This window comes from Williamsia sp. Y844 (genome assembly GCF_056786475.1).
Genome location: NZ_JBXCJB010000002.1, coordinates 673,451 through 695,829 on the forward strand (window position 1 = coordinate 673,451; position 22,379 = coordinate 695,829).

Genomic DNA, 22,379 nt, shown 5'->3' on the forward strand with positions numbered 1-22,379 from the left:
AGGGCACATCATCGGGTTCTGCGTTTGAGTTCGAAGGTGACTGCGTGGCGCTCGTCGAAGTCTTCGCGGGCGGCGGTGACCATTTCGGTTTGGGCGCGCGCCTGGTTGATCACCGGTGTGACCGGATCAAGGGTCGCCAGGTAGGCGTCATGTGCGGCCAGTGACCTCACCGCGGTCTCGATCGCCTCGCTGTCGACCTCTTCGGCGTGGGTGGCATCCGGGCTCGCCTCGAACAGCCAACGCGGTTTGGCGTCGAGACTGTCGTAGGTCTGCACGACAGCGGCAGCGAATTCCCGATGGTCGCGTTGGTTGGGCATCCCCGGCCCCCACTGCGGGCCGCCGTATATCGAGACGATTATCTCGGGCCTCACGCGGGTGATCACTTCGGCGATCCGAAGGCGCAGATCGGGATCGTTGGTGATTGCGGAGTCGGGGAAGTCCCAGAACTCGATCGCCTGGGCGCCGACGATCTGGGCCGATTGTCGTTGCTCGGCCTCGCGGACCGGGCCGGCCTGCTGCGGTGGCATGCCCTCGATTCCGGCCTCGCCACGTGAAGCGAGGGCGTAGACAACGCTCTTGCCCGCACTGGTCCACTTGGCAACCGCCGCCGCGACCCCGTACTCGGGATCGTCCGGATGCGGCACCAGTACCAACGCGGTGAGCCAGTCGGTGGGAAACGGAATCAGCACAACCGACCGTAACCGAAGATGTGCCCTTTTGGCGAGTAAAAGCCCAGGTCAGGCTCGCCAAAAGGGCACACTATCGGGGTGGGGGTCAGCGTTCGCGATCCAGGTTGGCCATCTTGAGGACGTCGAGACGTTTGTCGAGCTCGGCCTCGGAGAGTTTGTCACCGATCAGGCCGCGGTCGATCACGGTCTGCCGGATCGTCTTCTTCTCCTTGAGTGCCGCCTTGGCAACCGCGGCTGCCTCTTCGTAACCGATTGCGCTGTTGAGCGGGGTCACGATCGACGGGGACGATTCGGCCAGTTCCTTGAGACGATCCTCGTTGGCGACCAGTCCGGCGATGCAGCGATCGGCAAACAGCCGCGAGACGTTGGCCAGCAGCTTGAGCGACTCCAGGACGTTGCGAGCCATCATCGGGATGTAGACGTTCAGCTCGAACGCGCCGTTACCACCGCCCCAGGTGACGGCGGCGTCGTTGCCGATGACCTGTGCGGCGACCTGGGTTACTGCCTCGGGCAGCACCGGATTGACCTTGCCGGGCATGATCGAGCTGCCGGGTTGCAGATCGGGGAGCCGGAGTTCGCCGAGACCGGTCAGCGGGCCCGAACCCATCCACCGGACATCGTTGGCGATCTTGGTCAGGGAGACCGCCACCGTCTTCAAGGCGCCCGACAGTTCGACGAGTCCGTCGCGTGCGGCCTGCGCCTCGAAGTTGTCCTTGGCCAGGGCGAGTTCGTCCACGCCGGTGAGTTTGACCAGCTCGGCGACGACCTTGGTCCCGAATCCGGCAGGCGCGTTGAGGCCGGTGCCCACTGCGGTACCGCCGATGGGCAATTCACCGAGGCGAGGCAGGGTCGCGGTGACCCTCTCGACACCGGCCTCGATCTGGCGGGCATAGCCACCGAACTCCTGGCCGAGGGTGACCGGCACCGCGTCCATCAGATGGGTGCGGCCGGACTTGACCACGGTGCGCCATTGGGTTGCCTTCTCAGCCAACGACTTCTGCAAGTGCTGCAGGGCCGGGATGAGGTCGGTGACCGCAGCCTCGGTGGCAGCGACGTGTGTCGCAGTGGGGAAGGTGTCATTCGACGACTGCGACATGTTGACGTGGTCGTTCGGATGGACATCGACTCCGGCCGCCTTGGCGATCGAGGCGATGACCTCGTTGGCGTTCATGTTCGAGCTCGTGCCCGAGCCGGTCTGGAACACGTCGATCGGGAACTGGTCGTCGTGCTCACCATCGGCGATTTCCTTGGCGGCGGCCACAATCGCGTCGGCCTTCTCCGCGTCGAGGAGACCGAGATCTTTGTTGACCTGTGCGCAGGCGGCCTTGAGCAGGCCCATCGCACGGATCTGAGTCCGTTCCAACGGACGGTGGCTGATCGGGAAGTTCTCCACCGCGCGCTGGGTCTGCGCACGCCAGAGTGCGTCGACCGGAACCCGGACCTCACCCATGGTGTCGTGCTCGATGCGATAGGCCTGCTCACTCAATGTTCAGCGCTCCTTGGATCGGATCCTGACGCCACCCAGTGGAACGGTGATCGCGCCGCCCGGATCGGTGAAAAAGTCGTTGCCCTTGTCGTCGACGACGATGAAGGCCGGAAAGTTCTCTACCTCGATCTTCCATACAGCTTCCATGCCGAGTTCAGGGTATTCGATGACCTCCTGGCTCTTGATGCAGTCGAGTGCCAGACGTGCGGCCGGACCGCCGATCGAACCGAGGTAGAACCCACCATGGGTGTCACACGCGTTGGTGACCTGTTTGGAACGATTTCCCTTGGCCAGCATGACCATTGACCCTCCGGCAGCCTGGAACTGCTCCACGTAGCTGTCCATGCGGCCGGCCGTGGTCGGTCCGAATGAGCCCGACGCCATGCCCTCAGGGGTTTTGGCCGGACCGGCGTAATAGACCGGATGGTTGCGCAGGTAGTCGGGCATCGGATCGCCGGCGTCCAGGCGTTCCTTGATCTTGGCGTGGGCGATGTCGCGGGCCACGACCAGCGGACCGGTCAGCGACAGGCGGGTCTTCACCGGGTACTGCGACAGCTGCGCGAGGATCTCGGCCATCGGGCGGTTGAGGTCGACCTCGACCACCTCGCCGCTGGAGATGTCTTCGGCGACACCGGCGGCCGGCATGTACTTCGCCGGGTCGGTCTCGAGTTGCTCGAGGAACACGCCGTCGGCGGTGATCTTGCCGAGCGCCTGCCGGTCGGCCGAGCATGAGACCGCGATCGCGACCGGACACGACGCACCGTGCCGGGGGAGACGGACCACGCGGACGTCGTGGCAGAAGTACTTGCCACCGAACTGTGCGCCGATCCCGAAGGACTGGGTCAGCTTGAAGACCTCTTCCTCGAGTTCGAGGTCCCGGAACCCGTGCGCTGACATCGACCCCGACGTCGGGAGGTTGTCCAGGTAGTGGGCCGAGGCGTATTTCGCGGTCTTGAGCGCGAACTCGCCCGAGGTACCGCCGATGACGACGGCCAAGTGGTACGGCGGGCAGGCCGCGGTGCCCAGCGAGCGGATCTTCTCGTCGAGGAACTTGAGCATTCCCTCGGGGTTCAGGATGGCCTTGGTTTCCTGGAACAGGAACGACTTGTTCGCGCTGCCACCGCCTTTGGCCATGAACAGGAACTTGTATTCGGGACCCTTCGGGCCTTGCTCGGTCGCGTAGATCTCGACCTGGGCAGGCAGATTCGAGCCGGTGTTCTTCTCTTCGTACGTGGTCAACGGTGCCAGCTGCGAATATCGCAGGTTGAGCTGGGTGTAGGCGTCGTACACACCGCGCGAGATGGACGCGGCGTCGTCGGCGCCGGTCAGCACACCTTCGCTCTTCTTGCCCATCACGATCGCGGTGCCGGTGTCCTGGCACATCGGCAGCACGCCGCCTGCGGAGATGTTGACGTTTTTCAGCAGGTCCAGTGCGACGAAGCGGTCGTTACCCGAGGACTCGGGGTCGTCGATGATCTTGCGTAGCTGCGCAAGATGAGCCGGACGCAGGTAGTGGCTGATGTCATGCATTGCCTCTGCGGTCAGTTTCCGGATGGCTTCCGGGTCGACCTTGAGGAAGGTCTGACCGTCGACCTCGAGCGTCGACACCCCCTCCGTCGTGATCCGTCGGTACGGGGTGTCGTCGCCGTCGATCGGGAGCAGATCGGAGTAGAGAAACTCTGGGGCGGAAGCTGGTTTACTCACGCTCAGCATCGTATAGCTGCGGCCTACCGCGCCTCGTCAGAGGTTGTGCGGATTGAGGATCCGAAGTTGTTCGAACAAAAAAATCCGGCGACCACACCGCGGGTGTGGTCGCCGGACAGACACGATTGGAGCGGAAGGCGTCAGGCCCTGGAGGTGTTGGTGGAGATCTCGCCGACCTTGGCGCGGGTGTGGCGGCCTTCGATGGTGCGGATGGTGCCCGACTTCGAACGCATCACCAGCGAGCGGGTGGTGGCACCGTTGGCGCGGTAGCTCACGCCACGGAGCATGTCGCCGTTGGTGACGCCGGTGGCACAGAAGAACATGTTCTCGCCGCTGACGAGGTCTTCTGTCTTGAGTACCCGGTCGAGGTCGTGCCCGGCATCGAGTGCCTTCTGACGCTCGGCGGCGTTGCGCGGCCACAGCTTGCCCTGGATCTCGCCGCCCATGCACTTCATCGCAACCGCGGTGATGATGCCCTCGGGGGTGCCGCCGATGCCCATGAGCATGTCGACAGAACTCTCGGCCTGCGCGGCCGAGATGGCACCGGCAACGTCGCCGTCGGAGATCAGCCGCACCTTGGCGCCTGCCGCGCGGATCTCACCAATCAGTCCTTCGTGGCGTTCACGATCGAGCACGACGACGGTGAGGTCGGCGATCTCGATGCCCTTGGCCTTGGCCACGGCCTGCACGTTGAACTCCACCGATGCGGTGATGTCGATGACACCGGCAGCTTCCGGGCCGACAGCGATCTTCTCCATGTAGAAGACGGCCGACGGGTCGTACATGGTGCCGCGCTCGGACACCGCGAGCACGGCGATCGAGTTGGGCCTGCCCTCGGCCATCAGGGTGGTGCCGTCGATGGGATCGACTGCGACGTCGACCTCGGGGCCTTCACCGTTGCCGACCTCTTCGCCGTTGTAGAGCATCGGTGCTTCGTCTTTTTCGCCCTCGCCGATGACAACCACGCCGCGCATCGAGACGGTGGACAGCAGCTGACGCATCGCGTCGACCGCAGCCTTGTCGCCACCGTTCTTGTCGCCCTTGCCAACCCAGCGTCCGGCCGCCAGTGCGGCGGCCTCGGTCACGCGCACGAGTTCCATCGCCAGGTTCCGGTCGGGAGCCTCAAAATTGGGGGTAGCGGCTGACATGGTGATGGCCTCCTGAATCGCGGCGATTGGTGTTGAAAGCCATCCTTTCATGCCCGTTACTGCAGGTGGTGCACCGGTGCCTGCCCGTAGACGGTGACATTCATCCCAGCCTCACGTGCCTTGAGTTGCAGCGCGAGGTATCGCGAATAGTGACGGGACTGGTGGAGGTTGCCGCCGTGGAACCAGAGGTTCTCCTGCGCGGTGGGTTTCCACATATTGCGGAGCTCGCCCTCCCATGGGCCGGGATCCTTGATGGTGTCCGAGCCGAGCCCCCAGCATTTGCCCACCTTGTCGGCGACCTCCTGAGAGATCAGCTGCGCAGCCCAGCCGTTCATCGAACCGAAGCCGGTGGCCAGCACGATGAGGTCGGCCTCGAGTTCGGTGCCGTCCGACAGGACAACCGATCGGGGCTTGATCTCGGTGATGTGCGCGGGAGCCTTCAACTTCACCTTGCCGTCGGCGATGAGCTCGGACGCGCCGACGTCGATGTAGTAGCCGGATCCGCGGCGCAGGTACTTGAGGAACAGCCCGGAGCCGTCGTCGCCGAAGTCCAACATGAATCCGGCGGCCTCGAGGCGGTCGTAGAACTCCTTGTCCTGTTCGCGGATGGTGTCCCAGGTGGGGAGTTGGAAATCGGCGAGCAGGCCGTAGGGGATCGACCCGAAGATCAGGTCGGCCTTTTCGTGATCGATGCCATTGGCCAGGGCCTCTTCGGAATACAGCGGGCCGAGCACTTCTCGCATCAACGATTCGGATCGCACGATATGTGTGGTCGAACGCTGGATCATCGTGACGTCGGCACCGTTCTCCCAGAGGTCGGCGCAGATGTCGTGCGCGGAATTGTTGGCGCCGAGCACAACCGCCTTCTGACCCGCGTACTTGCCACCTCCGGAGTGCTGCGACGAATGGACCAGGTCACCGTCGAAGGTGTCCGCGCCGGGTATCTCGGGGATGTTCGGGACGCCCGACATCCCGGTGGCCATCACCAGTTGGGTGGGGTGCAGGGTCAACATTTTTCCTTCGCGCTCGACCTCAACCGTCCACGTGCCGGCGGCTTCGTCGAATGAGGCGCTGTGGCACAGGGTGTTCGACCAGTAGTTGAGCTCCATGATCTTGACGTAGCTCTCGAGCCAGTCACCCATCTTGTCCTTGGGGGTGAACACCGGCCAGTCGTCGGGGAACGGCAGGTACGGCATGTGGTCGTACCAGACCGGATCGTGGAGCGACAGTGAGTAGTAGCGTCCCCGCCACTGGTCGCCGGGCTTCGGGTGCTTGTCGATGACCAGTGCCGACACACCCAAGCGGCGCATCCGTGCGGCCAGCCCGATTCCGCCCTGGCCACCGCCGATGATCAGCGCGTAGGGCGAGGTGGTGATGCCCAAGGTGTCCTGCGCCTCGGTCCGGCGGTCGAGCCAGTTCTTGCGGCCGGGGACAACCCCGTGCTCGGCGCCCTTGATGCGTCGGTTGCCCTTGTTCTCGGGGAACTCGAGCAGTTCCTGCGCGGAGGTGAGGAAGGTCCAGCACTTGCCGTCGCGCAGGCGCATCAGACCTTTGCCACGCAACACCGGCGTCGTGAAGGTGTACCAGGCCTCGGTGATGCCGTCAGCCTCGCTCGCTTCACCATCGAGCTGGAAAGAACCCGGCGCCGAATGCGGCAGGGTCGCGCGCAACATTGCCGCCAGATCGTCTTTGCCCTCGGCGGTGGTCAGGTTCCAGCTCAGGGCCACCAGGTCACGCCAGTAGCAGTCATCGACAAAGAGGTCGGTGACGGCGCTGACGTCGCCGGTCTGCTGGGCCTCGCCGATCGCCCGTTCGAGATCGGTGAGAAATGCCTGCGCCGTCTGAGTGGGGGAGACAGTGGTCGTCATGTACAACTCCTTAGCGTGAGGTGGATCACACCTGACTGTAGGAGTGGTGGGCGACTTTCGGGAGGGTTGCAGGGGGTTGCAGTGAGCTGCGGATGTGGTCCGCGCGGCTGATTCAGGCGATGGTCGCGGTGACCGTCAGCCGGTACGGCCGCGGAAGCAGCAGGGACCCGAGGGTGCGGCGGATCCGCGACACCTCGGCCCGGACGGTCACCGTGTGGTCGCCGTCGCCATAGAGCGCCGTGGACAACTCGCGGGCGCTCAATCCGGCCGGGTTCTGCACCAAGATGCGCAGCACGTCGAACTGCCTCTTTGTCAATGGATGTGTTGCCGGCTCGGAACCGTCGAAAGTGATTTGTGCACAGGGTGGTTCGGCGGAGAGAACCAGCACGACGGCACGATTGTGCGATCGCTGCAGCTGCCAGAGGTCGCCCACCGGCCGGGCCTCGAAGTGGCCCAGACTGGGAACCCAGACTGTGCCGGCATCAAGCCCGCCGGGGATGAAGAGGCGGTCGCTGACCGCGATCCCGCGCGTGGCGATGACCCAGCCGTTGCGGTCGACAACCAGGGACTCGGTTCCTGTCGGCCCGAGTAATCCGGCCGCGGCGTCACTGCGCGTCCGCAGATCGTCGCGATGCAGCATCCGCAGTTCGGCGTTGACGGCGTCGAGGGTGGAACAGACCAGCGACAGGGTGTGCGGGTGCGCGGTACGGAGCCCGCCGGACAGTGTGATGGCGCCGAGAACGGAGTCGTCCCGGGGGTCGATGATCGGCGCGCCCGTGCACACCCAACCGTGGTGGCTCGGATGGGAGTGCTCGGAGCCGAAGATTTGGACCGGCGCGCGATCGGCCATCGCCGTGCCCAAGGCGTTGGTGCCCACCGATTTCTCGGTCCAGGAGGCGCCCTCGACAAAGCCGAGGCTCTCCGACCGGCGCCGGACTTCCGGTGGTCCGGCCACCCACAGGACAACGCCGTCCCGGTCGCAGAGAACCAATTCGGTGGCGGTGTCGGTGCAACTGACCAGCAAGCGTTCGCGCAGTGAGGTTGCCGCGTGGTTGAGCAGGGGGTCGGAGTTGCGGCGGTTGGCGACCTCGTCCGTCGGCCGGTAGTGCGGACCGCGGAACTCGGCGGGCTGACGCTGCCACGACCGGGCCACCTGCTCGCGCACACCACTGGGTACCGAACCCGTGGCAGACCACTGCTCGAACAGGGAGTCGAGATGCCGAAGGTGGGCACGCGGATCCTGACCTATACGCAGCGCGCTCGACGGACGCGGTGTTCGTATCGCGGGTTGTGGCACACAGACCTCCGGCTTGCAGAACCTGGTACGGCGAGGATCCTGCGTCGCCGATGAGTCTACGTGAGCCGCGTCACAGGGCGGAGCTGCCCACGCCAGCAGACGCAGTCACCCCCGTCAACCATGGTCGACGGGGGTGGTGTGGAGTCTCGACGATCAGCCAGCCGCGCAAGGACAGCTATTCGGCTGCGCCGAGGGCAATCACTACTCGGCTGCGCCGACGGTCGGCCTCACTGCCTTCGCATTCGCATCCTCGATCGGGATCTCGCGGATGGCGGTGCCCTCGATATCGACATTCGGAAGGATCTTCTCGAGCCATGCCGGCATCCACCAGGCCTTGTCGCCCATGATCGTGATGAGTGCCGGAACGATCAGCATCCGCACCACAAACGCGTCGAAGAACACGGCGGCGGCCAGAGAGAAGCCCATCATCTTTGCGGTGGTGTCGGGTGCGAGCATGAACGCCGCGAACACCGAGATCATGATCACCGCGGCCGACGACACCACGCGCGCGCCGTGCTTGTAGCCGATGATCACCGCCTCCTTGGCAGGCAGCCCGTGCACGTATTCCTCGCGCATTCGTGTCACGAGGAACACCTGATAGTCCATGGCCAGACCGAAGACCACGCCGATCATGAAGATCGGCAGGAACGAGATGATCGGTTGGGTGTGGGTGATGATGCCGAAATGGCCGAGCTGGAAGATCGCCACCGTGGCGCCGAACGTGGCACACACCGAGAACAGGAATCCGATGGTGGCGGTCAGTGGGACCAGGATCGACCGGAACACGATCATCAGGATGATGAACGCCAAACCGACAACCAGGAGCAGATACGGGATCAACGCTGAGTCCAACTTGGCCGAGATGTCCGACATGATCGCCGTCTGGCCGCCGACGTTGAGCGTGACCCCTTCGGCGTCAGTGGTTTTCGAATAGCCGCGAATCTGTTCCATCAGTTCGTGCGTCTGCGGGCCACTGGGCGACTGTTGTGGGGTCACGAAGATCAGCGCTGATGTCGCGCCGGTCTGGGCGTTGGTCGTGTCCGGACCGTTGCCGCGCCAGGTGAGCTGGTCGGGCGTGGCGACATTGGACAACGTTTTGATGTACGCGACCGTCTGCTCGGCGGCAGGGCTGACGTCGCCGCCCTTGGTGTCATTCAGCACCACCAGGAGGGGGCCGTTGATGCCCTCACCGAAGCCTTGTTGCAGCAACGTGGTCGCCGCGACCTCAGAGTCGGTGGTGGTCGACAGACCCAGTTCCAGCTTGGTCATCGGCAATGCCACCACAACCAGTGCCAGCAGCGAGATGACCGCGATCGGCCACGGGTACTTGGTCACGAACTTGGCAAAACGGAGCCCGTTGGTCTCCTGCGATTCGGGCTCGTCGCCATGGCGCAGTTTCGGAATGGGTGGCGAGAACGCAAAGCGGCCGAAGGCGCCCAACAAGCCGGGAATCAGTGTGATGGCACCGAGGACCGCGACGATCACGGCCAACGCCGCAGCCAGACCCATCTGCGAGATGAACGGGATTCCGACCACCGAGAGCGCCGCCACCGCGATCACAACTGTCAGGCCGGCGAACACAACCGCAGATCCGGCCGTCCCGACCGCTCGGCCCACCGCCGCCTCACGCGTACCACCGAGATTGAGTTCACTGCGATATCTGGAGACGATGAACAGCGCGTAGTCGATGGACACCGCGATTCCGAGCATCGTGATGATGGCGGTTGCGCTCTGGTTGATGCTGAGGAACTCGGCACCCAGCGTGACCAACATGATGGTGATGATCACGCTGACGATGCCGGTGATGAGGGGGATGAACGCGGCAACCACCGCGCCGAAAGCCACGATCATCACAAAGAAGGCGATGACAAAACCGAGCATCTCGGCTGCGCCGCCCGCTTCCTGGACCTGCATCAGAGACCCGGTGCCCTGGACGTCGAGGCCGCCGACGCGGAATTCGGAGAGGATGTCCTCGAACTGCTTCATGTTGTCGGCAGTCAGGTCTTGCGGGTTGATGGTCTGGGCAACCTGGATCAGACCGATGGTGTTGTTGTCGCCCAGCACGGACGCCGCCAGCGCCGGTTCCAGTTCCGCGACGGTCAGCGGGTTCGCCACCTCATCGGGCGTGGTGATGTCTGGCAGCGTCTTGAGCTTGGCGACCAGCTGATCGATGGTGGCTGTGTGTGGCGCCAGGCCGTCGTTCGCGGCGACGAGCACACTGGTCGACGACTCGGATTGCGCTGCGTTGATCGCGGGGAAGTTCTTTTCCATCAACGACATCGCTTTGTCCGAGTCGGTGCCTGGTAGCTCAAAATCTTTGGAGAACTTCGGATTCAATGCGCTGACCAGCGTGACAACCAACGCGGCGAGCACGATCCAGCTGACGATCACCCACCATTTGTGCCGAAAAGAGAACCGCCCGAGTCGATACAGGAACATTGCCATGCGCAGAGCTTATAGTCTGCGGGTGACATCGCTCTCAGCGGTAAGAAGAATGTAAGATCCCTAACATACGTTATCCGACAATGGTTTCCGCTTTATTTCGTGGGCAGAACCTGTGCGCCGGGGCTCGAGGCCTGCAGTGGTGAGACCGCGAGAACTGCTTCGGCGAGGGTGGTGAAATCGGGTTCCTTGGCCTTGTTCGCCATCAAACCGATCCGCACGTCACCGAGGTCGGTCACCCATACCGAACGTCCGCCCTCAGGCTGGCTGTAGACCGCCCACTGCGATCCACCGATGTCGCGGGTGCCCGCGCCGAGCAGTGTTTCGTCGCCGGACAGCTGCCCGACCAGGGCGTCTTTGGTGGCGCCGGTCTGGCTCAACTGGATGTAGACGCCGTTGGACGTGATGTATCCGGCGTTGGAGACGGTGGTGTTCTCGAGGGCGACTGTGCTGCCGCTGTTGGGTTTCCAGTCCGCGGGTGTCTGCGGCAGCCGGATCGGGAACGTCGAAGTGCGGGCGTCTGCCTTCAATCCGCTGTCCACGTCGTAGGCGGGGACCTTGTCGTCACCCGCGCCGCCGGTCAGACCGACGGAACAATTCCCGGAGACCGCCGCGACGAACATGCAGAGCAACAACAAAGGGATCAAAGACCAGATCATGTCTTTGTTGTTGGTCAGAATCCGGGGTTTTGCAGCCACCACCCGAGTATTGCAGGGCGCCCGCGATGGTCATAAACGGGCGAGGGCCGCCGGCGGATGCCTGTGCCTCGAATTCAGATCTCAGGCCTCGTCGTCGAGGTCGTCGTCGGTATCGTCCTCGAATTCACTGTCGTCGTCGGTCCCGAGAACCGCTTCGATGCGCTTTCGGGCGCCTTCGAGATGTTCCTCACATCGCCGGGACAAGGCCTCGCCGCGTTCCCATAGCTCCAGCGATGCGTCGAGGTCGAGGCCGCCCTGTTCCAGGGTGCGGACCACCACGATCAGCTCGTCCCGGGCCTGTTCGTAGCCCAGTTCGCTGATCGGCCGCTCATTGCTGTCGGCGTCTTTCTTCGCTTCCACTGTCTTCCTTCTTGTCCGTGCCGGGACGCCGGTGTCGGGTATCCGGCGATTGCTGGTGCGTCCGGTGTTGGGTTGGTCTGGTGAACTCGCGTCCGGTCCGGCCCGTTGTTGGTTTTCAGCCCCGTCGTGGCTTTTCGACGCCCATCACTGCGGCGCGGGTGGCGCCGTCGGCGACCCGCACCCGGAGTTGGGTACCGATCGGCATGTCGTCCACCGATGTGACCACGTGGGGATCTTCGTCCGAACTGCTGGCGGCCCCGGGTACGCGTTGCACAACGGCATATCCGCGGGCCAGCGTCTGCGCGGGGCCGAGGGTGGACAGGCGCGCAGTGAGATGTTCGATGCGCTGTTCCTCGTGGGCCACGAGCCTGGCGACGTCGCGGCGGATGTCGCGGGCTGCGCGTTCGATCTCGTCGATGCGGTCGTCGACGATGCGGTAGGGCTGGGCCAGCACCGGGCGGCCGCGCAACGAGTCGAGTCCGCGAACCTGGGTGGTAACCCAATTTCGCAGTGCCCCGGCACTTCTCGCGCGTAGATCGCGGACGATCGCGAGTTCGACCGCGACGTCGGGGACCACGCGCTTTGCGGCGTCGGTGGGCGTTGCCGCCCGTAGGTCTGCCACCAGGTCGAGAACGGGGGAGTCGGGCTCGTGCCCGATCGCACTGACCACCGCGGTCGTGACCTGGGCGACGGCGCGGCACAGGGCCTCGTCGGAGAAGGGCAGCAGATCCTCGACGCTGCCGCCGCCGCGGGCCAGGATGATGACGTCGACTTCGGGATCGGCGTCCAGTTCGGCCAGATGGCGCAGAATCGCAGGGACTGCCGTCGGACCCTGCACGGGGGCGTTGCGGATCTCGAAACGTACTGCAGGCCAACGTTTTTGTGCGACCGAGATGATGTCGCGTTCTGCGGCGCTCGCACGTCCGGTGATGAGTCCGATCGTGCCGGGCAGAAACGGCAATGGACGTTTGCGCGCGTCGTCGAACAGTCCTTCGGCGGCCAGCAGCCGGCGAAGTCGTTCGATTCGCGCGAGGAGTTCGCCGATGCCGATCGGCCGGATCTCGGTGACCCGCAATGACACCGTGCCCCGCCCGGTGTAGAACACTGGCTTGCCGAGGACCACAACGCGGGCCCCCTCGGTCAGTGGGACCGGCGCACGGGTCAGCAGATCGGGACTACAGGTGACCTGGATGGAGATGTCCGCTGCGGGATCACGCAGCGTCAAGAAAGCGGTGCGGGTACCGGGACGGCGGTTGATCTGGGTCAGCTGACCTTCGACCCAGACCTGTCCCAGTTTGTGTAGCCAGTCGGCGATCTTGGTGTTGATCGTCCGTACCGGCCACGCCGATTCGGGCGTATTGCTCACGTTGGGAAGGCTACTTGCTCGCTGCGGTCACACGGTTGTCGAGCATGGTGATGAACGGTGCCCGGGCCCGCGTGGACTTCTCGTACGCGGCCAGTTCCTTGAGTTCGTCGATGCCGACGGTGCGGAGTTTTGCCCGCAGCTGTGCCAGCGTCAGCGTGTCGTAGTCGAGTGCCTCGACGATTTCGGGCGCGTCACCGTTCGCGCTCGTCGCCGGCGCCGGATCCTCGGCGTCGAGGTCGGGAGCCGAGCTGTAGAGCGCGAACCGGCCCGACCCTGACGGCGCCACCGCGGACTCCGTGTCGTCTTTGTCGGCTTCGCTCGGGGTCGGATCGCCGGATTCGGTGGTTGTGGCCGGAGTCACCGGACGAGTTGTGGTTGGCAGGACGAAGTCGTCCTCGTCTTCATCGAAGACGGCCCATTCCGGCTCCTCTTCGGCGTGACCGAGCAAGGACTCGAAGACCTCGTCGCCCTTGATTGCCATTTCGGCGATGCCCTGCTGAAGGCGCATCACCGCCTGCAATGTCTCGCTGATAGCGGTCATCGGAAGAGTGATCGCTGTGGTCGGCAATTTGCGTGTCTCTTCGAGCACGGTGACAACAACCCCGGCAGCGACCCTTGCGGCATAAGGTGGTCGGATCATGTCCATACTCTGCCTCATGCTGCAGGCCGTGACCACTAGTAGGGTCGGATTGCCCGTACGCTGAACGTCATGAGTTCGGCCGAAAACACCCCGTCAGGCAAGAAAATCCTGCTCGCTGAGCCGCGTGGCTACTGCGCGGGCGTCGATCGCGCTGTCGAGACAGTGGAAAAAGCGCTCGAGAAGCACGGCGCCCCGGTGTATGTGCGTAAGGAGATCGTCCACAACCGGCATGTGGTGGAGACACTCACAGACCGCGGCGCGGTCTTCGTCGACGAGACCGATGAGGTACCCGAGGGTGCGCTCGTGGTGTTCTCGGCGCACGGGGTCTCCCCGGCCGTCCACGACTCGGCTGCCGACCGCAACTTGCGCACCATCGATGCCACATGCCCGCTGGTCACCAAGGTCCACCAGGAAGCCAAGCGCTTCGCCCGCGACGACTACGACATCCTGCTGATCGGTCACGAAGGTCACGAAGAGGTCGAGGGCACGGCCGGTGAGGCCCCCGATCATGTGCAGCTCGTCGACGGGCCCGACAGCGTCGACCGCGTCACCGTCCGCGACGAGTCCAAGGTGATCTGGCTGTCACAGACCACGTTGTCGGTCGACGAGACCATGCAGACCGTGTCGCGGCTGCGGGAGAAGTTCCCACTTCTGAACGATCCGCCGAGCGACGACATCTGTTACGCCACCCAGAACCGGCAGGTTGCAGTCAAGGCCATGGCCCCGCGCTGTGAGCTGGTGATCGTCGTCGGTTCGCAGAACTCGTCGAACTCGGTTCGCCTCGTCGAGGTGGCCCTGCAGGCCGGCGCGAGCGCGTCGTACCTGGTCGACTACGCCCGCGACATCGATCCGGCATGGCTCGAAGGTGTGCAGACCGTGGGCATCACCTCCGGTGCTTCGGTCCCCGAGATCCTGGTCACCGGCGTCATGGATCTCCTCAAAGAGCACGGCTTCGGCGATGTGGAATCGGTGACGACCGCGCAGGAGACCTTGACCTTCGCGTTGCCGCGCGAGCTCCGTCCCGCCCGCGCCAAATAGCGACATAACGCCCGGTGCGCTCGGTTCGGGAAGAACCGGCGCCCCGGGCATTGTTGTGATGTTCATGACAGCTACGACATTGCAACTGACAGAGCGCCAACGTGACCGTTTGAACGCCGAGCACGTCATCTGGTTGACCACTGTGAAACCCTCCGGAACGCCGGTGCCGACTCCGGTGTGGTTCTTGTGGTCGTCGGACGAGTTCTTGATATTCAGCGAACCGGACAAGCCCAAGCTGGCGAACATCTCCACGAACTCCTCGGTGGCACTGAACTTCAACAGCTCCGCCGAGGGCGGTGATGTTGCGGTGTTCACCGCGCAGGCATCCGTGGATGACACCGGACCGACCGCCGCCGAATGGGATGCGTACGTCGCCAAATACGGCGCGGCGATCCAGGGCCTGGAGATGACCCCGGACTCGTTCCGGGCCGACTATTCGGTACTCATCCGCGTCAGACCGCAGCGGGTCCGCGGTTGGTGATCGGTGTCGGACCGATTCGGCGGGTATTTCAGTACTCGTCGGGTTCCAGTTTGCGCAATCGCCGCGCAGGCATCGAGACCGCCCAGCCGGCGATCAGGATCACCGCGCACACGCCGATTCCGATGAGTGCTGCCGTGCGAGCCGCGGTATCGGCAGGGGGATCCTGAATCGGCGTTGAGATCGCCTGCGGGACAGCCCAATCCGTCTCGACATCCGGGATCTCGAAGGTCAGGGCGGCAACCGGGTCGATCACACCATGGCCGACGGTGTTGTCGCGACCGGTTCCCGGCGCATGAGCGGTCCGGGTGATCCGCTCCATCACTTCGGCGGCCTCGAGTTCGGGAAACCTGGCACGGACGAGCGCCACCACACCTGCAACATACGGTGCGGCGAAGCTGGTGCCGTCGATACTGGTGAGCCCTTTGTCGCCGTCGTGGGCGTTGACCAGTTTGTTCGAGCCGCGGACGTTGTCCAGGCTCAGAATGCCGGTGCCCGGCGCGGCGACACCCACCCAAGGGCCCGACAGGCTGAATCCGGCCGGTGACCCGGACGCCGAATCGACGGCGGCCACACTGAGCACATATGGCGCGTACCAGGCCGGACTGGCGATGGTGGTGACCGTGTCCCAGCCGTCGAGTTCGGGGTTGGCGGGGTTCGGTGGTGGATTCTGGGTCGAGCACGCCGAGCCCTGGGTGAGATTGCCTGCGGCGGCCACCACGACCACGTTGCGATCGAAGGCGTACTTCACCGCCGCGCCCAGTTGTTTGTCGTGGAGGTCGGTGCCTGCCGAACCACAGGCCACCTCGGAGATGTTGATGACCGTGGCACCGAGGTCGACGGCCCGGACAACTGCGTTGGCCAACGTCTGCACGGTGCCGAATCCGGACCCCACCGTCGGATCGGGGGATGTGTTCTGGCGCCGCTCCTTGGCCTCGAAGGCGCCACTCGACTGCCGGATCGCGATGATGGAGGCCTCGGGTGCGACCCCGGCGAACGCGTCGGTCGAGGAGGGTTGTGCGGCAATGATTCCGGCGACGAGGGTGCCATGCCCGTCGCAGTCGTCAGTACCGTCGGTGCGCGAGACATAGTCGCCGCCTGCCTGGACTCGGGGCAACCGCGGATGGCGGGTGACCCCGGTGTCGATCACTGCCACCCGCTGTCCAGAACCCCGGCTGAATCGCCAGGCCTCGGGCAGTCGCATCATCGTCTGCGCGGCCGATGGGACGGCGGTGTCCGTGCCGGGCGACAGAACGGGCTTGGCGCACAACATCTTCTGTTCGGTGGCTTCCGGAGGCGCCACCGGGGCGCCCCGTACCAGCGCACCGGGCTCGATGACCGGCGGGGATATCGCCAAGGCGGTGGGAGCCGGAAACGCTGACAGGACTGCCAGGACGCCCACCACTGCGGCAACTCGAACGGTTCGGCCGCGTGGCTTCGATGGGTGCGTATTCCGGGTGTGGACCGGATCGATCACAGGTCGCGCACCGCGGCATAGAGGTTCATGATCCAGAACATCAGTGGCACGATCATGGCGATCAACAGGTATTCGGCGATCTCGACCATCCGGCGCATCACCGGAGAGAACGACGACGCAGGCGCCACGACCCCACAGAGCAGGGCCGCAGCCGCGACCGCGGCGATGGCGGCCATCGCCACCGCGGCGTGATCGTCCGGGCCGAGGACCACCAGGACCGCGGTCACGCCGAATCCGATGGCACCGGCGGCGATGAGGATCGACGCCTGCGCGAGGTCGGCGTAGGAACGTCCACGCAGGCACAGCAGTGTGGCGATGATCAACGCGTACACCGTGCAACGCCAACTGAAGTCATCGACGGGGTAGGCCACCATCGCGATGCCGGCCACCGCGGCCACCGAGGTGCCCGCGATGATCCCGGTGAGGTACCGCGCTGCCGTCCTGGCCCGGAGTTCGAGTGCTGCGGCCGACGGTAGTGCCATGGCGCCGATCGCCCCGATGCCCTCGATGGCGGGGCGTGGCGCCGAGTCGACGGGATCGATGGCCGCGCCTGCGGTCGGTACCGGGGGCAGCGGCAACCTCGCGAGCAGGATCGTGATGCGCGGCGCCATCGAGATCGCCAGGATCGCGACAGCGCACAGTCCCGCTCCGAGTTTGACGGCGCCCGGTGAGAAGACAAGCTGCACAAGTGATGCGAAGGTCCCGAAGATCGCGGCGGTGCCGACGGCCGCGTGTATCAACGGACCCGCCGTGGATATGCGATAGGACAGGGCCGCCAACACCGTGACCATCGCACAACCGAGTGTGAGGTGAGCTGCCCCAAAAGCTCCCGGTGGCAACATCATTCCGGTGGCCCATGCCAGCGGCATCGAGCACAACGAGGCGAAGGCCGCCGTGGCCGGATCATCGTAGTAGCGGCCGACAACCGCGCCTGCCACCACGAAGGCGACACAGGCGATCGCGGCGATCAGTATCGGCCAGAGCAGATCACGGTCACCGCGCTCGTGGAGCAGCGACAGCGACAGCAATGCCGATGCCCCCACCGCGACCGCATATCCCATCACCCGGGCCGCGGTGGCATTCCAACTGGAGAACTGCGCCTCGCCGAGGCGGGCGACCGCATCGATGACGTCGTCGAAGAGCACGGCACTCTCGCGGGCCGGTACTGCCCGCAGGATCAGCAGGTCACCGTCGCGGACCCCGGCCTCGCTCAGGCTGCGGTTGGGTGCGATGGGGTCGTGGCCGACGCGGGACAGTGTCCAATGATCACGGATCGGCCCGGGCCGGGACTCGTTCTCGTCGTCGTCGATGGGTGCTCGGGTACTGATCAGCGCGACCAGATCGGGGATCAGCGCGGCCACCGCAACGGCGGCCGGTAGGCCCACGTCGAACTGCGTCGTTCCACCGATCACGGATACCCGCGCCAGCGCCGGTTCTGCGCCTGCCGCGGCGTCCAGCTCTGCCAAAAGGTCAGCAGCGGTCATGATTCCCCCCAAGAGATCCCCACCCAAGTACCGATGACCATAGCGAATCGCTACGACATCTGGCGCCCGGCAGCGGGATTCGATGTGGACGAATCAGACCCTTCGTGGTGCGGTTCGGACCGTCATGGGGAATGATGTGCCGCCAGGGGAGCAAGTTTGAGGTTCAGGGGTGGGGTTTGAATTCCATGATGTCGCGATGACGGCGGGCACAACCGAGGGTTTTGTCCGTCGAGCGCGGGTGCCGGCACCGCGGACGCCGGGCGGCGAGGTCAATCTTCAGGTGCCGCCGGATGTACCGCGGGTGGTGCCCGGCAATCTCCTGATGAAGATGATGCCCGTGGTGATGGTGTTCGCCGTGGTGGGCATGATCGCGATGATGTTCGTGACCGGCGGACGCAACATGCTGTCGAATCCGCTGTTCATGATGTTCCCGATGATGATGCTGATGTCGATGTTCGGCATGTACGCAGGTGGGGGCAACCGCGGCGGCAAACGTGCTGCCGAACTCAACGAAGAGCGCAAAGACTACTTCCGGTACCTGTGCCAGGTCCGGGACGAGGTCCACGAGACCGGAGGCGCGCAACGGGACGCCCTCGAATGGAGTCATCCCGAACCCGCCGCCCTGCTCGGTGTTGTCGGCGGCAGGCGAATGTGGGAACGGCGCCGCGGCGACAACGATTTCGGCCACGTGCGGGTCGGCGTCGGATCGCAGCGTCTCGCGACCCGCCTGATGCCGCCCGAGACCGGACCCCTCGAAGACGTCGAGCCGGTGTCGGCGGTGGCCCTGCGGCGCTTCGTTCGCACGCATTCCGTGGTGCACGGCCTGCCGACCGCCGTGTCGCTGCGCGGATTCCCGGCGATCAACATCGAAGGGGCCAGACAGGAGACCCGGCAACTGGCTCGGTCGATGATGCTGGAACTGTGTGCCTTCCACGGACCCGACCAGCTCATGGTCGCGGTGGTCACCGCCGATCCGGCCGCCGAGTCGTGGGATTGGTGCAAGTGGCTGCCGCACGTCCAGCATCCGTACGAACGGGACGGTGTCGGCTCGGTTCGGATGATCTACCGGTCCCTGGCAGATCTCGAGGACGACCTCGCCACAGATCTCCTCGAACGTGGCCGATTCTCGCGGTCGGCGCCACCGGCCGCGGGCCGGGCCCAGCTCGTCGTGATCATCGACGACGGTCATGTGACCGGCGACGAGCGGATCGTCGGGGACGCCGGCATGGAGGCGGTCTCGGTCCTCGACTTGTCCGCACCGCCGGACGGCTTGGCTGTCCGCCGCGGTCTGCAATTGGTGGTGCGGGACGGAAAAGTGGGTGCGCGCAGCGCATTCGGTGTTGAAGAGTTCGCCGACATGGACTCGCTGAGTGTGCCGGAGGCAGAGGCCTTCGCCCGCACGATGGCCCGCTACCGCCTGGCCACCGCCGCGCAGATGGTCAGCTTGGAGCAGGAGGTGTCGCCGACGGATCCGGGTTTGATGAATCTGCTCGGTATCGGTGATGCGGCCCGCCTGGACCTGCGCAGTGTGTGGGCCCCGCGTACCGCCCGCAGTCGCCTGCGGGTGCCGATCGGCTACTCGGTCAACGGAACACCGGTCGAGATCGACATCAAAGAGGCGGCCGAGGGTGGCATGGGTCCGCACGGTCTGTGCATCGGTGCCACCGGCTCGGGCAAATCGGAGTTCCTGCGCACGCTGGTCCTCTCGATGGTAGCCTCGCATTCACCCGAGGCGCTCAACCTCGTTCTGGTCGACTTCAAAGGCGGCGCAACGTTTTTGGGTCTCGACGCCGCCCCGCACGTGGCTGCGGTGATCACGAACCTCGAAGAAGAACTGTCGATGGTCGACCGGATGCGCGACGCACTCTCCGGTGAGATGAATCGGCGCCAGGAGCTCTTGCGATCGGCGGGCAACTTCGCGAATGTCGGTGACTACGAACGGGCCCGTGCCGCAGGCGCGGCCCTGGAGCCGATGCCCGCGTTGTTCATCGTGGTGGACGAGTTCTCCGAACTGCTGGCGCAAAAACCGGACTTCGCAGACCTGTTCGTCGCGATCGGTCGGCTGGGCCGTTCGCTGCACATCCATCTCCTGTTGGCGTCGCAGCGGCTCGAAGAGGGCAAGATGCGGGGACTCGACAGTCATCTGTCGTACCGCATCGGTCTGAAGACGTTCTCGGCCAACGAATCCCGCTCGGTCCTGGGTGTGCCCGATGCTTACCACCTGCCGAATGTGCCGGGTTCGGGATATCTGAAATGTGATTCGGCCGAACCGATCCGCTTCAACACCTGTTACGTCTCGGGTCCGTACACGCCGCCGGTGTCGGCGATCGATGCGGTGTATTCACCGACCTCGGGCGGCAGTGGCCGGCTCAAGATGTTCACCGCGGGGCGGGTTCCGCTCGACCCGGTCGTGGTGCCCGAATCGGTTCTGCTGGAGGAAGTTCCAGAACCCGTGAGTGTCGCGCCGACGCGGACGTTGCTCGAGACCGTGGTCGGTCAGATCGAGGGACACGGCCTGGCCGCGCACGAGGTGTGGCTGCCGCCGCTGGATCAGTCGCCGACGATCGACGTGCTCGCCCCACACTGGCAGACGCCGCAGACCGGCAGGCTCGAGTTCCCGTTGGGCATCGTCGACCGTCCCTATGATCAGCGTCGCGATGTCCTGACCATCGACGTCTCGGGTTCGCGCGGCAACGTGGCGATTGTCGGCGGCCCGCAGTCGGGCAAGTCGAATGCGGTGCGCGCCTTGATCCTTGCCGCTGCCGTAACCCACAGTCCCGAGCAGGTGCAGTTCTACTGTCTGGACTTCGGTGGCGGATCGCTGGCCGGGATCGCCGGGTTGCCGCATGTGGGTTCGGTGGCCGGACGCGCCGACATGGATGCGGTCCGCCGGACGGTCGCCGAGGTCGCAGCCCTGGTCCGGCAACGCGAATTGCGGTTCGCGGCGCTCGGGATCGAGTCGATGCGGGACTTCCGGAACCGGCGCAGCGCCGGAGATCAGTCGCTGTCCGAGGACGTCTTCGGCGATGTGTTCCTCGTCGTCGACGGCTATGCGGTGATCCGCGGGGAGTTCGATTTCCTGGAAGAGCAGATCAACAGCATCGTTGCGCAGGGTTTGTCCTACGGCGTCCACGTGATCGTGACCGCGGCCCGGTGGGCCGAGGTCCGGCCTGCAATCAAAGACCTGATCGGCAGCCGCCTCGAACTCCGCCTCGGCGACCCACTCGATTCGGAGATGGGACGCAAGGTCGCCGGGCTCGTCCCCGAGGGCAGGCCCGGGCGTGGCCTGACACCGCAGCAGCTGCACATGTTGATCGCGTTGCCTCGCACCGACTCCGAGACCGGTATCGAGTCGCTCAGCGGTGCACTGGCCGACACCGTCCAGAAACTGTGTGCCGTCTATCCCGACCGCAAGGCCATGGTGGTCCGCAAGCTCGCATCTCACCTCGATCGGGCGGAGATGCTCGAGCGGGTGCGTGAGCGCGGGATCACGCTGACGCCGAAACAGGTCGCCATCGGTGTCGGTGAGGCCGAATTGGCCCCGGTCATCCTCGATTTCGGGGCGCAACCACATTTCATGGCTTTCGCGGACGTCGAGCACGGGAAGACGACGTTGCTGCGGAACATCGTTGCCGGCCTCGTCGAAAACGGCACCGCAGAGGAGACGAAGATCGTCCTGGTCGACTACCGACGGACCATGCTCGGAGTCATCGAGTCGGATCACTTGGCCGGATATGCGAGTTCGGCGCAGACCCTGGCGCCGATGGTGAACGAGTTGGTGGCCTTCTTCACCGCCCGGATACCCGGTGAGGACGTGACGCAACAGCAACTGCGTGAGGGCAACTGGTGGTCCGGCCCGGATGTCTACATCGTGGTCGACGACTACGACATGGTGGCAACAGGTAGCGGGAACCCGTTGATGCCACTGGTCGACCTGCTGTCATCGGCCCGCGACATCGGATTGCATCTGATCGTCACCCGACGGTCGGGCGGCGCGGGACGGGCCCTGTTCGACACGATCATCGGGCGCCTCAAAGATCTGTCGACCGATGGCCTGCTGATGAGTGGTGACCGGGATGAGGGGTATCTGCTCGGCCGGGTCCGACTGCAGCAGTTGGTACCCGGTCGCGGTGAACTCGTCTCACGCACGCGTCTGCAGGAAATGATCCAGGTCGCCTATCTGCCGCCGCTGTGAACGGGAACG

At 64.9% G+C, this 22,379-nt stretch carries 16 protein-coding genes; 3 read left to right on the top strand and 13 right to left on the bottom strand.

Translation table 11 applies throughout. From position 1 onward, the window contains the following. Positions 1-8 precede the first annotated feature (8 nt). The 11 genes from AC1TQG_RS15450 to AC1TQG_RS15500 all read right to left on the bottom strand — a co-directional run bounded on the left by AC1TQG_RS15450 (position 9) and on the right by AC1TQG_RS15500 (position 13,698). Positions 9-689: a PIG-L deacetylase family protein gene (locus AC1TQG_RS15450; protein WP_482138263.1), complete on the bottom strand. Its 681-nt coding sequence runs from the start codon at positions 687-689 to the stop codon at positions 9-11. 85 nt (positions 690-774) lie between these two features. After that, on the bottom strand, positions 775-2,175 hold the full coding sequence (locus AC1TQG_RS15455) for a class II fumarate hydratase (RefSeq protein ID WP_482138265.1): 1,401 nt from the start codon (positions 2,173-2,175) through the stop codon (positions 775-777). A gap of 3 nt (positions 2,176-2,178) precedes the next feature. Further along, entirely contained in the window at positions 2,179-3,879 is a 1,701-nt protein-coding gene (locus AC1TQG_RS15460; RefSeq protein ID WP_482138267.1) for a fumarate hydratase, read from the bottom strand. 140 nt (positions 3,880-4,019) lie between these two features. Continuing rightward, positions 4,020-5,027, bottom strand: coding sequence for a class II fructose-bisphosphatase (gene glpX, locus AC1TQG_RS15465; protein ID WP_482138269.1), 1,008 nt, complete (start codon positions 5,025-5,027; stop codon positions 4,020-4,022). A 56-nt stretch (positions 5,028-5,083) separates the two neighbouring features. After that, positions 5,084-6,895: an NAD(P)/FAD-dependent oxidoreductase gene (locus tag AC1TQG_RS15470; RefSeq protein ID WP_482138270.1), complete on the bottom strand. Its 1,812-nt coding sequence runs from the start codon at positions 6,893-6,895 to the stop codon at positions 5,084-5,086. A gap of 112 nt (positions 6,896-7,007) precedes the next feature. After that, on the bottom strand, positions 7,008-8,192 hold the full coding sequence (locus AC1TQG_RS15475) for a helix-turn-helix domain-containing protein (protein WP_482138272.1): 1,185 nt from the start codon (positions 8,190-8,192) through the stop codon (positions 7,008-7,010). A 201-nt stretch (positions 8,193-8,393) separates the two neighbouring features. Then, a complete protein-coding gene (locus AC1TQG_RS15480) occupies positions 8,394-10,637 on the bottom strand; it encodes an MMPL family transporter (RefSeq protein ID WP_482138274.1) in 2,244 nt (747 codons plus the stop codon). A gap of 92 nt (positions 10,638-10,729) precedes the next feature. Next, positions 10,730-11,332, bottom strand: a complete 603-nt coding sequence (locus AC1TQG_RS15485) for a DUF4245 domain-containing protein (RefSeq protein WP_482138276.1) — start codon at positions 11,330-11,332, stop codon at positions 10,730-10,732. A gap of 81 nt (positions 11,333-11,413) precedes the next feature. Next, a complete protein-coding gene (locus AC1TQG_RS15490) occupies positions 11,414-11,692 on the bottom strand; it encodes an exodeoxyribonuclease VII small subunit (RefSeq protein WP_482138278.1) in 279 nt (92 codons plus the stop codon). A 115-nt stretch (positions 11,693-11,807) separates the two neighbouring features. Further along, positions 11,808-13,058 (bottom strand): exodeoxyribonuclease VII large subunit, encoded by a 1,251-nt coding sequence (xseA, locus tag AC1TQG_RS15495; protein ID WP_482138280.1) that lies wholly within the window; start codon positions 13,056-13,058, stop codon positions 11,808-11,810. Between the two features lie 10 nt (positions 13,059-13,068). Further along, a complete protein-coding gene (locus tag AC1TQG_RS15500; RefSeq protein WP_482138281.1) occupies positions 13,069-13,698 on the bottom strand; it encodes a lipid droplet-associated protein in 630 nt (209 codons plus the stop codon). A 69-nt stretch (positions 13,699-13,767) separates the two neighbouring features. Between AC1TQG_RS15500 and AC1TQG_RS15505 the strand changes: the two genes are divergently transcribed. Next, positions 13,768-14,736: a 4-hydroxy-3-methylbut-2-enyl diphosphate reductase gene (locus tag AC1TQG_RS15505; protein ID WP_482138283.1), complete on the top strand. Its 969-nt coding sequence runs from the start codon at positions 13,768-13,770 to the stop codon at positions 14,734-14,736. A gap of 64 nt (positions 14,737-14,800) precedes the next feature. Then, positions 14,801-15,217 carry a TIGR03667 family PPOX class F420-dependent oxidoreductase gene (locus AC1TQG_RS15510; protein ID WP_482138285.1) on the top strand — a complete coding sequence of 139 codons (417 nt, stop codon included), beginning with the start codon at positions 14,801-14,803 and terminating at the stop codon, positions 15,215-15,217. Positions 15,218-15,245: 28 nt separating this feature from the next. Here AC1TQG_RS15510 and mycP read toward each other — a convergent pair whose 3' ends face one another. Beyond that, positions 15,246-16,691, bottom strand: coding sequence for a type VII secretion-associated serine protease mycosin (mycP, locus tag AC1TQG_RS15515; protein ID WP_482138287.1), 1,446 nt, complete (start codon positions 16,689-16,691; stop codon positions 15,246-15,248). Next, a complete protein-coding gene (gene eccD / locus AC1TQG_RS15520) occupies positions 16,688-18,175 on the bottom strand; it encodes a type VII secretion integral membrane protein EccD (RefSeq protein WP_482138289.1) in 1,488 nt (495 codons plus the stop codon). The genes mycP and eccD overlap by 4 nt, the downstream gene beginning before the upstream one ends. Before the next feature lie 196 nt (positions 18,176-18,371). Here eccD and eccCa point away from each other — a divergent pair, with 196 nt between their 5' ends. Then, positions 18,372-22,370: a type VII secretion protein EccCa gene (eccCa, locus tag AC1TQG_RS15525; RefSeq protein WP_482138291.1), complete on the top strand. Its 3,999-nt coding sequence runs from the start codon at positions 18,372-18,374 to the stop codon at positions 22,368-22,370. The last annotated feature ends 9 nt before the right edge of the window (positions 22,371-22,379 follow it).